This window comes from Sulfitobacter sp. HNIBRBA3233, assembly GCF_040149665.1.
GTDB lineage: Bacteria > Pseudomonadota > Alphaproteobacteria > Rhodobacterales > Rhodobacteraceae > Sulfitobacter > Sulfitobacter marinivivus.
This window is the reverse complement of the sequence record NZ_JBEFLP010000002.1, coordinates 36,309-52,384: the sequence shown is the minus strand read 5'-3', so window position 1 is coordinate 52,384 and position 16,076 is coordinate 36,309. Positions and strand designations below refer to the sequence as shown.

13 protein-coding genes are annotated in these 16,076 nt (G+C 52.1%); 11 read left to right on the top strand and 2 right to left on the bottom strand.

Annotation, left to right across the window (positions count from 1 at the left end; all coding sequences use genetic code 11):
• Positions 1–39: 39 nt before the first annotated feature.
• Positions 40–687, bottom strand: a complete 648-nt coding sequence (locus tag ABMC89_RS13455; protein ID WP_349568748.1) for a hypothetical protein — start codon at positions 685–687, stop codon at positions 40–42.
• Positions 674–2,098 (bottom strand): M48 family metalloprotease, encoded by a 1,425-nt coding sequence (locus tag ABMC89_RS13450; RefSeq protein ID WP_349568746.1) that lies wholly within the window; start codon positions 2,096–2,098, stop codon positions 674–676. Before ABMC89_RS13450 ends, ABMC89_RS13455 begins: the two co-directional genes overlap by 14 nt.
• Positions 2,099–3,045: 947 nt before the next feature.
• Here ABMC89_RS13450 and ABMC89_RS13445 point away from each other — a divergent pair.
• From ABMC89_RS13445 to ABMC89_RS13395, 11 genes are all read left to right on the top strand, one after another.
• On the top strand, positions 3,046–3,324 hold the full coding sequence (locus tag ABMC89_RS13445; RefSeq protein ID WP_349568744.1) for a hypothetical protein: 279 nt from the start codon (positions 3,046–3,048) through the stop codon (positions 3,322–3,324).
• Positions 3,321–4,868 (top strand): type I restriction-modification system subunit M, encoded by a 1,548-nt coding sequence (locus tag ABMC89_RS13440; RefSeq protein ID WP_349568742.1) that lies wholly within the window; start codon positions 3,321–3,323, stop codon positions 4,866–4,868. Before ABMC89_RS13445 ends, ABMC89_RS13440 begins: the two co-directional genes overlap by 4 nt.
• Positions 4,865–6,067: a restriction endonuclease subunit S gene (locus tag ABMC89_RS13435; protein ID WP_349568740.1), complete on the top strand. Its 1,203-nt coding sequence runs from the start codon at positions 4,865–4,867 to the stop codon at positions 6,065–6,067. Before ABMC89_RS13440 ends, ABMC89_RS13435 begins: the two co-directional genes overlap by 4 nt.
• A complete protein-coding gene (locus tag ABMC89_RS13430) occupies positions 6,068–7,183 on the top strand; it encodes a hypothetical protein (protein WP_349568738.1) in 1,116 nt (371 codons plus the stop codon).
• Positions 7,176–10,292, top strand: a complete 3,117-nt coding sequence (locus ABMC89_RS13425; protein WP_349568736.1) for an HsdR family type I site-specific deoxyribonuclease — start codon at positions 7,176–7,178, stop codon at positions 10,290–10,292. The genes ABMC89_RS13430 and ABMC89_RS13425 overlap by 8 nt, the downstream gene beginning before the upstream one ends.
• Before the next feature lie 491 nt (positions 10,293–10,783).
• The gene (locus tag ABMC89_RS13420) at positions 10,784–11,689 is read left to right on the top strand and encodes an ArdC family protein (protein ID WP_349568734.1); all 906 of its coding nucleotides are present in this window, start codon (positions 10,784–10,786) and stop codon (positions 11,687–11,689) included.
• A 136-nt stretch (positions 11,690–11,825) separates the two neighbouring features.
• Positions 11,826–12,617 (top strand): helix-turn-helix domain-containing protein, encoded by a 792-nt coding sequence (locus tag ABMC89_RS13415; RefSeq protein WP_349568732.1) that lies wholly within the window; start codon positions 11,826–11,828, stop codon positions 12,615–12,617.
• A complete protein-coding gene (locus tag ABMC89_RS13410; protein ID WP_349568731.1) occupies positions 12,592–14,136 on the top strand; it encodes a GNAT family N-acetyltransferase in 1,545 nt (514 codons plus the stop codon). Before ABMC89_RS13415 ends, ABMC89_RS13410 begins: the two co-directional genes overlap by 26 nt.
• On the top strand, positions 14,133–14,666 hold the full coding sequence (locus ABMC89_RS13405) for an ATP-binding protein (protein ID WP_349568729.1): 534 nt from the start codon (positions 14,133–14,135) through the stop codon (positions 14,664–14,666). Before ABMC89_RS13410 ends, ABMC89_RS13405 begins: the two co-directional genes overlap by 4 nt.
• A gap of 658 nt (positions 14,667–15,324) precedes the next feature.
• Positions 15,325–15,567, top strand: coding sequence for a hypothetical protein (locus ABMC89_RS13400; protein WP_349568727.1), 243 nt, complete (start codon positions 15,325–15,327; stop codon positions 15,565–15,567).
• A complete protein-coding gene (locus tag ABMC89_RS13395; protein ID WP_349568725.1) occupies positions 15,564–16,016 on the top strand; it encodes a hypothetical protein in 453 nt (150 codons plus the stop codon). The genes ABMC89_RS13400 and ABMC89_RS13395 overlap by 4 nt, the downstream gene beginning before the upstream one ends.
• Positions 16,017–16,076 lie beyond the last annotated feature (60 nt).

The following is a 16,076-nucleotide window of genomic DNA, read 5'->3' as shown; positions in this document are numbered from 1 at the left end:
TTTGGGGGCACGTCAATGCCCCCATTTCTTTGGGCAGGTCTAGTCAGGAATGGTTAGGCGTGGGGCGTAGCCAAGCTCGGTTAGAATATGGGTGGTCTTTTCAATAGAAGCAGTGCCGTTACGAGCGCGAGTGATGTCGTTCTTACCTACGCCAACTTTGGCTGCCGCCTTACGCTCGGAAAGACCCTCCTTAGCCAAAACTACGTCCAACGCACGCGCCATGGCCTCGCGGTTCAACTCCCCTTCAAATATTGGAGCCAACGCGGCCCCATCTAGCTTACTCTCTTCACTCACTGGGTCTGACCTTTCATCGGTCACACCCTCATCTACCTTTGTGCCAATTGTTGCCCTGTCGATTATTTCTCTAGCAACCAAAACTGCCATTGGCGCTGTTGGTGCAGGGCTGACCAAGCGTTCTATCATATCTTCAATGAAAAAAGCAAATTTGGACTCGCTAGATACTTCCATAGAAGGCCACGACTTGCAGAAATCATGAAGTCTTTTTTCAAAGAAGTATTTCGCGATTTCAATCTCCGCTTTGGGTTCTTTGAAATCCATGAACCCTGCTTCCAAGAAGCCTAGTGGCTCGATATCAGCGAGCCTCTGACCAATATGACGGAAAATGACAGAGCTAGGTTCAGACGCCCAAACTTCTATCTCCTCAAGACGATCTTTATGTGAAATCATTATTTTTTCTTTCTGTGATCTCAGACAAAGAGCGGACGGCGAACGCCTCGGTGTGATCACTGTAGCCCACACCATCACTAACACTACTTGGAAGTCCTTTCCAAACGAAGCTGTTCCTCAACTGCGCGGTCTCTTCGCTTTCGTCCTTCCACATCAACTGAAGCATTTCGCCAGCTCCTAAGATCGATGTTCGCCAGATTGAAAACAACAGCTCCGCCTCTCTTATTTCTTTGTCTAGGAGCTCTAGGTGCGCAGGCGCTAGCATTAGCTGTGCTCGGTTGTGAAGGTAGGAAATCCTCGAATACGCCGACGGGTAGCGCTTTCTCCACGCGATATCGTTGAGCAAAGCCTTTTTGGGATCATAGAGAATATCACGAGCCCAAGAAGTTCCATGTATCGTTGTGCGCCCCAAGACGTCATGAATTTCTGACCACATGAAGCCATTAAGAACCTGCCGAAAGAATAGTTTCAAAAGTTTCTCTGAATCTCGTTGGTCTCGAAGTGCACGATAGATGGCGCCAAAAGCGAGTTGGTCGGCGAGAAGCTCGTCTTGCTGGTGTCCAAAGAAATAGCGAAGACGATTGGTGCTTACCGCAACGGTATCTCGCTCCCTGCGGGAGAGTTGCTGGGTGATATGACTCAGTTCGGCCAACCTCACGGGACTCATGGCAAGCGGTTTCTCATCATTGATCCTAGAGCCGTGGCGAAGCGCTATATGAGCGTACTCATGCGCCATCATGAAGCTGAGCAGAAGACGGCACTCATCCAATTCGCCTGCATTCTCCTTTTCATACATGGCATTGGTCAGGCCACTTGTCTGGCATAGGAATGCTCCAATCGCGGCGAAAGTCATATCTCTCGCCAGATCGACATCGAATGAAACCTTCAACTCAGATGAGTCTATCGACCGTTGCCACTCCTCATGGGAAATTCTTGCGCGCAAGTCCTTGCTTGCAGAATTTACTACCCATGCAGTTCTAAGCGCATGTTCAGAAATCAATATGCATGCAACATCAATCTCTTCTTTCTCTATTGGCCTAATAAACGCAACCATACCAAATAAGGACGGCGCGTAGATGTTCGCAAATGGAGTGTCTTCCAACCCCTCGCAAGAAAATTCCAATTCACCGGACTTTTGATATTGTTCGAGGCACTCAAGTACAAAGTGGGAACCTGCGGCTAACTCCTGATAGTCGATTGGCGACTGGAACGGCGTCACGCGCATTGCTTCAAGAGCAAGCTGCGCCTCTTCGCTGTTGCGAGATGACATCTCCGCCATGAAGGCATCAAGGTTTGTCCTTTGCCTCTCGGCAGTTCCAGCCTCAACGTGATTAAGGAAGTCCGCTTGGATGTCTGCAACCAGCTCCCAGGTTTTGGGAGGATGCAGAGTGGACTTCAAAAGTTCGATCACAAATCTAGTGCCCCAAATGACGATCACATGGCAGCCTTGACAGGCCGCCTTCTTGTACCGCTCTCCAACTAGAATTTAAACATGTGCACTGCGACAATCCACCATGGCGATAAGGCGTGGCAACAGACTGCTTCGCGTCTCGGAGTGTCTGAGAGCACACTTCAATGAGGCTTACGGCGGCTCCGTTTGGATGAGACAGCATGGGCGGGTTTCCTCAGTGGCGATTTTGCCTGTGTGAGTTTTGCACCGCACAATTTTCACAGAAGTTTCCGGTTATCTGTCACCCGCAAGATGTGCGGTGTAGTACACCGCAATCTTGGCAAGGGAGCCCGCTGCGCGCTCCCGTTGCATCCCTCCGGCCATGGCTCTTACAGGGTATTGAACCCATCCAGAGCCATCAGAACGTGTCGCCGTTCCATCACTCGCGGGAGACTTCGCTCTCCCTGCACCCATCGATCCCTTCAGGAAGATCAAGGGCTATCGCGCCCCTTGAAACCCACTCGCAGGACTTGGAGAAGTGCCTCTCCACCTGCACCGAACCATGCACGAACGACTGGCCGTTCGATCACCAATCAGGGGAGCCTTCGAGCTCCCCCAATACCCCCATGAGGATTTCATCCAGACCAATTCATGGAGACGATTTCATCGAGACCAGGTAAGGGAGCTTTCGCGCTACCCTTCCTTGGAACCTTCCCTATGACATAGCGGCATTCCACCCCAAGACCCCAAACAAATTGTACAGGGATTGGATGCCGAACAGGGCTTTCACGCCCCGATACCCACGCCAGCTTCACTGAAACCAAACACTTGCGTTTAGATGCGACCTCCTTACCGAAGAGGGATCACGGCAGTTCTGACATTCACCTTGTCAATTTCTTTGGATCAAAGCGAGAGCTGATCAAAAGACACTTAACAGATGTGTATCCATTGGGTACACTTTTCTCGCCATGAAGGATGTTGGTCTCAGAATTAGGTTGCAACGGGAGTTGCGCGAGCGTTTTATCGCCGCGTGCAAGGCGGAAGACAAGCCCGCCGCTCAGGTTCTGCGCGAGTTCATGCGCTCGTATGTCGATGCACACGAGCCTCGAGCACGAAGCCGCCGCTCAACGGTTAACGATAACAAACAATCCAGACTCAATGTTGTCGGCAGCCGGCAGTTTCAGCGCGTGGATATTGAGGACAGCAACAATCGCGAGGGCAGCGCGAAGAAGGATAAGAAGTCATGACGGGGCAAGAGCAACGCGCGGCGTTACAGCGCAAAATCTGGGACATCGCTAATGATGTGCGTGGCTCGGTCGATGGCTGGGACTTCAAGCAGTACGTTCTGGGCACGCTCTTTTATCGTTTCATCAGCGAGAATTTCGCCGCCTATATCGAGGCCGACGATGAAAGTATTGATTATGCAGCTCTATCCAATGACGTAATCACCGATGACATCAAGGACGATGCCATCAAGACTAAGGGCTATTTTATCTACCCCAGCCAGCTGTTCGCCAATTTGGCGAAAGACGCCAACACGAATGACAGCCTGAACACCGATCTGGCGCAAATCTTCGCGGCGATTGAATCATCGGCCAATGGCTACCCATCAGAGCAGGACATCAGAGGCCTTTTCGCCGACTTCGACACGACCAGCACGCGCCTCGGAAATACGGTGACGGAGAAGAACAGCCGATTGGCCAAGGTCCTGAAACGCGTTGCGGAACTCGATTTCGGGGACTTCCACAACAGCCAGATTGATCTGTTCGGCGATGCCTACGAATTCCTGATCTCGAACTACGCCGCCAATGCAGGCAAATCCGGCGGGGAGTTCTTCACCCCACAACACGTCTCAAAACTCATCGCGCAGCTAGCAATGAATGGGCAGGAAAAGGTCAACAAAATTTATGACCCGGCCTGCGGTTCTGGCTCGCTCTTGCTGCAGGCGAAAAAGCACTTTGACGAACATATCATCGAAGAGGGCTTTTTCGGGCAGGAGATCAACCATACCACCTACAACCTCGCCCGCATGAACATGTTTCTGCACAACATCAATTACGACAAGTTCAACATCCAGCGCGGCGACACGCTCACCCACCCCCACTTTCAGGATGACAAGCCCTTCGACGCCATCGTCTCCAACCCTCCCTATTCGGTGAAGTGGATCGGCTCAGACGATCCGACGTTAATCAATGATGACCGCTTCGCGCCCGCAGGCGTGCTCGCCCCGAAATCAAAGGCCGATTTCGCCTTCGTACTACACGCACTCAGCTATCTGTCCGCCAAGGGCCGTGCGGCAATCGTGTGCTTCCCAGGCATTTTCTATCGCGACGGAGCGGAGAAGAAGATCAGGCAATATCTGGTCGATAATAATTACGTCGAGACGGTAATCGCATTAGCCTCGAACCTCTTCTATGGCACGACCATCGCGGTAACGATCTTGGTGCTTGCCAAGAACAAGACTAACACGAACACGCAGTTCATTGATGCTACTGGTGAAGAGTTTTTCAAAAAATCCACCAACACCAATTTAATGACAAATGATCACATCGCGCGTGTGATAGAGGTCTTCGATGCGAAGGAAAACGTGCCACACGTCGCCGCCTCCGTGCCGTATGAGACAATTGTGGAGCGCGGCTATAACCTCTCGGTCAGCTCCTATGTTCAGCCGCGCGACACGCGGGAGATAATCGACATTGATGCGTTAAATGCGGATATCAGCGCCACGGTAGAACGGATCAATCAGCTGCGCGGCGACATCGATGCGATTGTCGCGGAGATCAACGCATGACTGCGGCAGAATTCTTGGAGAAACTGCTGGATGGGGCTCCGGTTGAGTGGGTGCCGTTGGGTGATGTTTGCGTGGTAAAAACTGGGCCGAACATCAACAAGCAGATTATCGCCCAGCGACCGGGACCGTATCCAGTGATCAACAGCGGTCGGGAGCCGCTAGGTTATGTCGATCACTACAATGTAGAAAACGAACCCATAGGCATCGCATCACGCGGAAGCGTCGGCCTTGTGACTTGGACGTCGGGTCGGTTCTTTCGAGGCAATTTAAATTATTCGTGCGCACCCAAAGATCAGGCAAAAGTCGATACACGATTTCTATATCACTTCTTGCTGTTTTCTGACGCTGAGATACAAAGCCTCGCTACGCATCAGGGCATTCCTGCGCTGAATGCGGGCGCGCTCAAAACGCTTCCGGTGCCAATTCCGCCGATGGACACTCAAACGGAGATTGTTCGGATACTTGACAGCTTCACCGAGCTCACAGCCGAACTTTCTGCCGAGCTAACCGCCCGCAAAAAGCAATTTAATTACTACCGCGACCGGCTTCTCAGCTTTGAAGGGGGGAATGTCGAATGGAAACCCTTGGACGAGATTGGTGAGTTCATCCGTGGAAAGCGCTTCACGAAAGCCGATTATGTGGATGAAGGTATCGGCGCGATCCACTATGGCGAAATCTATACTCACTATGGTGTCTTTGCGCACAAAACTCTTTCGAACGTCAGAAGCGATATGGCTGCGTCTTTGCGGTATGCTGAGCCAAATGATGTTGTCATCGCAGGCGTCAGCGAAACAATCGAAGACGTCGGCAAAGCGGTCGCGTGGCTGGGAGAAGAGAAAGTCGCGATCCACGATGATAGCTATGCTTTCCGCCACAACATGAACCCGAAGTTCATCGCATATGCGATGCAAACAGATGCCTTTCATGATCAGAAAGCGCAATACGTTTCGAGCGGCAAGATAAAAAGGCTCCTGATTGATGGGGTTAAAAACGTACGGCTTCCGGTTCCTTACCCGGACGACCCTACTAGGTCTCTCGAGGAACAGACGAGCATTGTCGCAATCCTCGACACGTTCGACACCCTGACGACCTCTTTTTCCGAAGGCCTGCCGCGCGAAATCGAGCTGCGCGAAAAGCAGTACGCCTGGTTCCGCGATCAGCTGCTTAGCTTTCCCAAACCGGACGCGGAGGCTGCGTAAATGGCACAGACACTGACTGAGATCGCCGGAACGCTGCGGGACACCGACAAAAAGGTACAGTTGATCTATGCGTTCAACGCCTCCGGCAAGACGCGCTTATCAGGTGAATTTAGGGAGCTGATTGACCCAAAAACCGAGGAACGGGGCGACGATTATCGACCGAAAGTGCTTTACTACAACGCTTTCACTGAAGACCTGTTCTTCTGGGACAATGACCTGACCGGCGATACCGAACGGAAGCTTCGCATTCATCCGAATGCTTACACGAAATCCGCCTTTGAAGACCTCGGACTCGATACAAGGGTCATCACCGCTTTCCAGCGCTATACCCAACCAAACCTGACGCCACGCTTCAGCCCTGATTTTTCAGAGGTGACCTTCTCGCTTGAACGCGGAACCGACACTAGCACTGGTAATCTGAAAATCTCCAAGGGCGAGGAAAGCAACTTCATTTGGAGCGTCTTCTACTGCTTGCTGGATCAGGTGATCAGCACCCGCAACGTTGCCGAAGTCGATGAGCGTGAGACGGATCAGTTTAATGGTCTCGATTACATCTTCATCGATGACCCAGTCAGCTCACTCGACGAGAACCACCTCATTCAGCTTGCCGTCGATGTCGCCGACCTAATCAAGAGAAGCGAAAGCGCGAACGGTCTGAAGTTCATCATCACGACACACAGCCCGCTATTCTTCAACGTGCTTTTCAATGAGCTGAAGAGCAAAACCTGCTACATGCTGAAACGTCTTGAAGACGGAACCTTTGAGCTAGTCGCGAAGAATGGTGACTCCAACCAGAGCTTTTCTTACCACCTATACCTGAAGCAGACGCTGGAGCAGGCAATCGCGGCTGACAAGATTGAACGCTATCACTTCACCCTGCTGCGTAACCTCTATGAGAAGACGTCGAATTTCTTGGGCTATCCGCGTTGGTCTGAGCTACTGCCAGATGACCAGCAACTTTATTTCAACCGCATCATTCAGTTCACAAGCCATAGCACACTTTCCAGCGAGGCCGTTGCCGAGCCGTCGGCGCAAGAGAAGCAGACGGTGAGGCTACTGCTGGAGCATTTGCGTAGCAATTACAGTTATTGGCAGGAGGAGGCGTCGAGTGACTGAGCAGACTACTCCCATCGCCGAGACCAACCGCTTCATCATTCTCGATAAATATGTTCGCGCCTGGGAAGCGGCGGATAGCTACCAGTCCGAGGCCGATCTTGAGCGTGAGCTGATCCAGGACCTACGCAATCAGGGCTATGAGTATCTGGCCGACCTGAAGTCAACAGACACCATGTTGGCCAATGTGCGTGTGCAGCTGCAGGCGCTCAATGACGTTCAGTTTACCGATAAGGAGTGGGCGCGCTTCGTCGAAACATATTTGGACAAGCCCAGCGACAGCGCGACGGACAAAGCTCGCAAGCTCCATGACGACTACATCTTCGATTTCGTCTTCGATGATGGTCGGATTCAGAACATCTATCTCGTCGACAAGGCCAATGTTTGTCGCAACAAGGTTCAGGTCATAAAGCAGTTCGAGCAGGCCGGAACGCATGCGAACCGCTATGATGTGACGATTCTCGTGAACGGTCTGCCGCTGGTGCAGGTCGAGCTGAAGAAGCGCGGTGTCGCTATCCGCGAGGCCTTCAACCAGATTCACCGCTACAGCAAGGAGAGCTTCAATTCCGAAAGCTCGCTCTACAAATATCTGCAGATCTTTGTGGTCTCCAACGGCACCGACACGCGCTATTTCGCTAACACAACCAAGCGCGACAAGAACAGCTTCGATTTCACGATGAACTGGGCGCAGGCCGATAACAGCCTGATCAAGGACCTGAAGGACTTCACCGCGACCTTCTTCGAGAAGCGAACCTTGCTGAAGGTGTTGCTGGATTTCTCTGTCTTTGATGTCAGCGATACGCTTCTGGTGATGCGCCCCTATCAGATTGCCGCTACTGAACGCATCCTTTGGAAGATCAAAAGCTCATTCGCAGGCAAGGCGACTCAAGGCAAAATATTGGGCAAGCCCGAAAGCGGCGGATACGTCTGGCACACGACTGGCTCAGGCAAGACGCTGACCAGCTTCAAGGCGGCCCGCCTCGCCACCGAACTCGAATTCATCGACAAGGTCTTTTTCGTGGTGGACCGCAAGGACCTCGATTACCAGACCATGAAGGAATATCAGCGCTTCTCTCCGGACAGCGTGAACGGCTCAGACAGTACCGCCGGTCTAAAGCGCAATCTGTCCAAGGACGACAACAAGATCATCGTCACGACGATTCAGAAGCTGAACAATCTGATGAAAGGCGAAGGCGACCTGACCGTCTATAGCCAGCGCGTTGTCTTCATTTTCGATGAGTGTCACCGCAGTCAATTTGGTGAGGCGCAGAAGAACCTCAAACGCAAGTTCAAATCCTTCTGCCAGTTTGGCTTTACAGGCACGCCGATCTTTCCTGAAAATGCTTCGGGTGCGGAGACAACGGCGAGCGTTTTCGGGAGCGAGCTTCACTCCTACGTCATCACCGACGCCATCCGTGATGAAAAGGTGCTGAAGTTCAAGGTCGATTACAACGATGTGCGCCCTCAGTTTAAGGTCATTGAGACCGAACAGGACGAGAAGAAGCTGAGTGCCGCAGAGAACAGGCAGGCCCTTCAGCATCCTCAGCGTATCGGTGAGATTTCCCAGTATATCCTGGACAACTTTCGCCGAAAAACGCATCGACTGTATGGGGACAATAAGGGCTTCAATGCCATGTTTGCCGTCAGCAGTGTCGAGGCGGCAAAACTATATTATGAGAGCCTGAAAAAGCAGCAATCCAACAGCGACAAACCCTTGATGATTGCGACGATCTTTTCGTTCGCGGCCAACGAAGAGCAGGATGCAATCGGCGATATTCCTGACGAGACCTTTGAGGTTTCTGCGCTGAACAGCAGCGCCAAGGAGTTTCTCAGCGCTGCCATCGCTGACTACAATGCTTTTTTCAAAACGAACTTCAGCGTCGATAGCAAAGGCTTCCAGAACTACTACCGTGATCTGGCCAAGCGGGTGAAGTCTAAGGAAGTGGACCTGCTCATCGTGGTGGGTATGTTCCTGACCGGATTCGACGCGCCGACGCTCAACACTCTTTTCGTGGACAAGAATCTGCGCTTTCATGGTCTCATTCAAGCATATTCCCGCACCAACCGCATTTACGACGCGACCAAGTCGTTTGGAAATATCGTCACCTTCCGTGACCTTGAAGAGGCAACTGTCAAAGCGATTACGCTGTTCGGCAATGCGAACACTAAGAACGTAGTCCTAGAAAAAAGCTACTCCGAGTACATGCAGGGCTTTACGGACCATGCGACGGGAGAAGCTAGGCGCGGCTTTATGGATGTCGTGAAGGAGCTTGAAGAGCGTTTTCCCGACCCTTCAACGATTGAAAAGGAGGCCGACAAAAAGGCGTTCGCGAAGCTGTTCGGTGAGTATCTTCGTGTCGAGAATATCCTTCAGAACTACGATGAATTTGCAAGCCTTAGAGAGCTTCAGGAAATCGATCAGAGTGATGCTGAGGCTATTACAGCTTTCAAAGAAGTACATCATCTGACCGATGATGACGTTGAAGTTCTGAAGACTGTCAAAATGCCCGCCGATCGGAAAATCCAGGACTACCGTTCGACCTACAATGATATAAGGGACTGGCTTCGCCGAGAAAAAGCAAGTTCCGAACAGCTCGAGTCAGAAATCGATTGGGACGATGTCGTCTTCGAGGTTGATCTACTGAAATCGCAGGAGATCAATCTTGATTACATTCTTGAGCTCATCTTCGAGCACAACAAAAGGACCAAGAGCAAGTCAGAGCTCGTCGGAGAAGTTCGCCGCGTCATACGCGCCAGTATTGGTAACCGTGCAAAAGAAAGCCTCGTAGTCGATTTCATAAATCATACAAATATTGATAAACTCGGAGATAAAGCCGGGGTGATTGAAGCGTTTTTTGCATTCGCACGGGAAGAACAACGCAGAGAAGCGGAAGAGCTCATTGTCGATGAGAAGCTGAATCCGGACGCCGCTAAGCGATATATCGCAACATCAATTAAACGAGAATATGCTAGCGAAAATGGTACAGAGCTGAACTCGATCCTTCCAAAAATGAGCCCACTCAATCCGCAGTATCTGACCAAGAAACGCGATGTGTTCCAGCGCATCTCCAATTTCGTTGAGAAGTTTAAAGGTGTCGGCGGATCAATTTAGAAGGAAGTTATATTGGACTTTTCCCAATAAAGATCAGAGCGCCTGTTGAAATTAAATTTTTTTCATTCTAAATTTTTTAGTGATTAGATATTTTTTAAATTAATAATTTGCATTCTCATTTTGATGCAAAGGAAAGAAATATTTAGACAGTGCAAAAATCGCGTTCAAAAAATAGCGCACCCTTTAGGTCGGGCTGTCGTGAACCGAGCCCGCAAGCTGTCTCGGCCATTCGGCTTCTATCCCTTGCGCAGTTAAGGCCAGCCCCGAAGTGCTGACGCTTCTTTTTTGTTTAGGGGCTATGCAGCCCCATCCCCCGTCAAGACCAAGCCCTGCGTTGTAACTTCGGGCGAATGCCACGGAACCGTGGCTCGGCTTCGCCTGCGCCCGCACCACTTCCATGCCTTTCGGTCTGGACGGCCGTCCCCCCGCTCATTGGCGCGGGCCTAGTCCGGTTGCATGCGCAACCGACTACCCAAGAAAGAGAAAAGCCAATGAAAAAAGACGTTTATCAGAAAGTGACCGACAAGATTATTGCCGATTTGGAGCAAGGCGAACTGACATGGCTCAAGCCATGGAGCAGCGGAAACCTTGAAGGCAAAATCACCAAGCCATTGCGGCACAACGGCGTGCCCTACAATGGCATCAATATCCTGATGCTTTGGGGTGCCGCTGTCGAGGCAGGTTATCTCTCGCCGTTCTGGATGACCTTCAAACAGGCCAAGGAACTTGGCGCACACGTCAGGAAAGGCGAGCGTGGTAATTTGGTTGTGTACGCCAACACCATCACCAAGACCGAAGAGCAGGACGACGGATCAGAGGAAGAACGGAAAATCCCGTTCATGAAGGGATACAGCGTGTTCAACGTCGAGCAGATCGAAGGCTTGCCCGAGCACTACTATGCGAAGCCCGAGCTGATCACTGATCCCTCAACACGGATCGAAGATGCTGAAGATTTCTTCGGAAACACAGACGCAGACATTCGCCATGGCGGAAACCGCGCATACTATAGCGGCGGCAGCGATCATGTGCAGATGCCGCACTTCGAGACCTTTCGAAGCCCTGAAAGCTACTATGCGACTTTGGCGCATGAGCTGACCCACTGGACGAAGCACAAGAGCCGCCTTGACCGTGAATTCGGACGCAAGAAATGGGGTGACGAAGGCTACGCTCGCGAAGAACTCGTTGCGGAGCTTGGTGCAGCTTTTCTTTGTGCCGATTTGGAACTGACGCCCGAGCCTGGCACTGATCATGCAGCCTATATTCAGAGCTGGCTCAAGGTCTTGAAGGAAGACAAGCGGGCAATTTTCAGCGCCGCCGCCCACGCGCAACGCGCGGCGGACTTCCTCCATCGCTTGCAGCCCATGATCGAGGTGAGCCCGGCGCGGGCCGTTGCCTGAGAAGCGGAAAAAAAAAATCGGTTGGCCTCTCGGCCAACCGCGTTAGTGACTATTTTCTAAACTGTGAGTATAGGCTCCTCAGAGTCCTTGTGCACTACATCTAGTAGATGGTACCATTGTCAAAAAGGGCGAACTCGTGCAAAAACTTTTCGGTAAAGTCATTGAAACTAAAACGTTTTCCGCAGAGGAAAGGGAGGTGTCGCTCGGGCGGAAGTTGCAGGAGCTTAGAGAACTCGCGGGCATGACCCAAAGCGAGTTGGCGAGTAGGATCGGAGCTAGTCGATCTGCCGTTTCTCGTATAGAGAACCGCGCCGATGTTAGCGTTGCCGCACTAAAAAAGTTTGTCTCCGGACTAGGTGCCAGCTTGAGAATCGACGCAAGCTTCGATGCATCGTCGCCCGTCACGTTGCGCATTCGGGAAGCATTCGAAGTTGAGCAAACAAGTGACGATCAGTTGCTGTTTCCGATCTTCGAAGAGGAACCGTTTAGGACTGGCCGCGACGTCGTCCTAAGCATAAAGCCGCAATACTCCGCCCCGATCTTGGACGGAACGAAAACGGTTGAACTTCGGCGCCGCTTTCCGGTTCAGGTGCCGAAGGGAACACTCGTATACATCTATTCAACCAGTCCAATTCGCGCGCTGACCGGCACAGCCCGGATTTTAGGTGTCGAAAAAATCGCATTGGCGGAAATGTGGGACAAGTACTCATCAGTCGCATGCATTGAACGTGCTGACTTTGACGCCTATTTTACAGGCCTTGGTGAAGGTGTGGTCATTAAGCTTGGAAATGTCCATCAACTGGCTCGCGCCATTGGATTGGAGGAGTTGCGGGATCGATTTGAATTTGCCCCGCCGCAGTCATTTGTTTACGCAAACCCATTGTTGCGAGAAGCCTTAAAACATGAGTCATCCTCGCTACCTCATTGATACGAACGTATTCATTGGTCTCGAAGATGATCGTGAAATAGACCCGAATTTCTCGAAGTTCCTGCAACTCGCTTCAAAGAATGGCGTCAAAGTTTTCGTACATGAGGCCGCGAAAGATGACATCGCTAGAGACAAAGACGCAAACCGTAGACGCGTCTCACTAAGCAAATTTGAGAAATTTCCGGCCATTTCCAAAGTGCGTGGCTTGACCGAAGTTCAACTGGTCGAAAAATTCGGTGAACTTCGAAAACCAAACGACATTGTTGATGCAACTCTCCTGCATACCCTCAGCCTTGATGTGGCCGACTTCCTAGTAACGGAAGACCGGAAGCTTCACGAAAGAGCGCGCAAACACGCCCCAGAGCTCTCAGATCGCTTGCTCTTCGTAGCCGATGCTACATCGCTCCTCAGATCGACTTTCGAGCCGGTCGACGTCCCGATCAGATATATCGAGGAAGTCGAGGCGCATACTATCCCGTCCGACGATCCGATATTCGAAAGCTTGCGAAGCGACTACAACGACTTCGATCCATGGTGGAAAAAATGTGTCGTGCAGCAGCGGAAATGCTGGATTGTAACCCGCCACGGCGGTGGTGGAATCGCAGGAATACTAATACGGAAAGACGAAACTGGCGCTGATACGGACGCGACATTACCGGGCCAAAAGATACTGAAGATTTGCACCTTCAAAGTTGGCCCTGAAAATCGCGGTATCAAACTTGGCGAACTCTTGCTTAAGCAAGTGCTGTGGTTTGCTCAAAGCAACGGCTACGATGCCACCTATTTGACAACCTACCCCAAACAAGCCGCACTCATTGAACTGCTCGAGTTCTATGGCTTTCAGCAAACAATAGAACGTTCCGACGGTGAGCTGGTCTACGAGAAGCCCATTTCAACTGCAAGGCTGATTGTCCCGTCGGGCGCGACCATTTTCGACATTCAGCGCTCGAACTACCCCAGGTTTTCGACGGAACCATTCATCAAAGGCTACGGTGTCCCGATCAAGGAAGACTACCATGACGAACTTTTTCCCGAGCTGAAAGATGTCAGGCAAGCAGACATGTTCGAGCATGTGGGCTTGTCAGGTGGCCCGAGCCGCCCCGGCAATACGATCCGAAAAGTATATCTTAGTCGTTCCCCTGCAAATTTGAAGCAGCCCGGCGCAATACTCGTCTTTTACAAGGGCAAATCCAATAGCCCTCCGTCTCAGGCTATCACGGCGATTGGAATCTTAGAAAATATGGAGTTGGCGCACTCAACGAAGGAGCTGATGCAACTTGCGCAGAGGCGGTCTGTTTACAGCGAAGCACAACTCGAAAAATGGGGGGCCACGGAAGATCGACCTGTTAAGGTCATGAACTTCCTCCTCGCAGGGTATTTTGATGATCCTGTCGCGTTGGCAGACCTGCAAAAGATTGGCGTGGTGGGGAAGCATCCGAGCCAGGCGATATTTCAGATCGACCGTGCTCCACTCGAAGCGCTTCTCCAGCGATTAAACCTTGGGTTTGACGTGCTATGAAAACCATCGCATTCGTGGGGATATCCGGTATCGGAAAGTCTACATTTTTGAAAGCTGTCGTAGACGAAACGCCATTCCTGCATTTGGAGGCCAGCAACCTCATCAAGGACGAACTCTCTCTTGTGCGACAGCAAACTCATTCTTCCGAAGACTTGCGAATTGGTGCGGTGCTGGACAACCAAACATTGCTGATCAGGGCATTCAAAAGACATACCGCTGGACAGAACGGCCTAGTAATTCTGGACGGCCACACTGTTGTCGATACTGGATCTGGCCTGCTAAATATCCCCGCGTCGGTCTTTGGTGAAATGAACGTGCAGGCGATACTGTTTCTTCAGGACGACCCAGAAGCGATCCAATCCCGGCGAGCAGCAGACACTTCAAGGGTACGTCCCGTGCGAACGGCCGAAGAGATTCAGAGTCACCAGCAAGCGGCGCTTCTTTCAGCAGCAGACATTGCGCTAGAACTCTCGATTCCGCTGCATGTTGTCACGCACTCGTCGGCGCAGACGGTCATGGATATCCTTTGAAGACACGCCCGACCTATCGAGATCACTCTCAGAAAAACTGTTCGATTTAGGTTTGCGAAAACAACGTCTTTTGGTCGGCAGGCCTGTAGCCAGCCGACCAAGAACTATGGAGCAGGCGTACGGGTCGCTAGTTCCGACTCAATGCCATCAAGGGATGCCAGAGCATTGCTGCGCTCTTGCGATCCGCGTGCTGCAGTCATGAATGCTCGCAATGCCTCAGTGTGAAGCGCGAGCAGTTCAGGTGTGCTGCGTGATGCTGCGTCGAAGCGTGTGATGAGTCTCATCGTTACCTCCTGTTGAGTGTCAGGAGGCCCCGAACCGTTCAGGGCCTTTCGGCCCTCGCACACATCATCAATGGCCCAGTGAAGGCGCTGATGGATCGGGGCTACATGCCAACACATCAATTGGACGGTGCCGCTTGAGAAACGCGTAAACACACTTTCGATGTCAGGAATTTGCGCAGCATGAAGTGACCTTTGCCCGCGCGTGGCTTGCAGCAATTCGCCTGTCCCCCTGACCGAACGCGGATCGCGCATCAATATTCTGCCCGCGCCAGTTCGGCGGTGGCCTCACCCGTGTTGGAAATGACGCGGCGACCGTTTGCCTTCGGTCTCATCGGGGGGCGTTAGCAAGCCAACCCGAACAAAGGAGATCAATCATGGCACGTAACAACACCCAACCCTCGCAAGAGCATTCCCGCGAGTTCCGCGCACCGGAATTTCTGGCGTGGCACGTCACCCAGAAAGGTGAAAAATCCTACTGGAACAAAGTCGGCGCAGCCTGGGTGCATAGGGACGAAAAGGGCTACACGCTTCAGCTCGAATCCTTGCCCGTCGGCGGTCGCATCGTTCTTCGTCAGCCGCTCGATGACGCCGACGACAACGCAGCGGGGCGCTCATGAGCGCTCCCGTCACACCCAAAAAGTATCGCGTCGATCCCGCACGCCTTGCCTCCGGCACATGGTGCCACACGCGAGATAGACTGATCGGCGAAGGCGATATCAGCGCATCCTACAGTGCCGACAAAATCGGCTTGGAAGGAAAGGTTCGAAAGCCGTTTGCGTGGCAGAACGCTCTATGGGTCTGCACCGGCATGCGCTTGATGGAATCAAACCGTTATGCCGAAGCCTATCGACTTGTCCCTGAACGCTTCTTCAACGGTGAGCCAACGACCTATCAAGAGGTCGCTTGTCTACCAGCCGCCGAGAGGTTCAAGCCCGAAGGCTTCTACCACGGCATGCGTGTCCGACACGGCAAGCAGAACTTCATCCTCGTCGGGCCGTGCGCGTCCTTCGTTCCCAAGTCGAACAGCGAAGTTCCCAAACAGGCAGACCTATTCGATGCACTTTGACGAAGAGCGCCGCGCTTTTCTGCAGCGCCTTTGTTCTTCTTTTGTTCTTGACTCATCGGT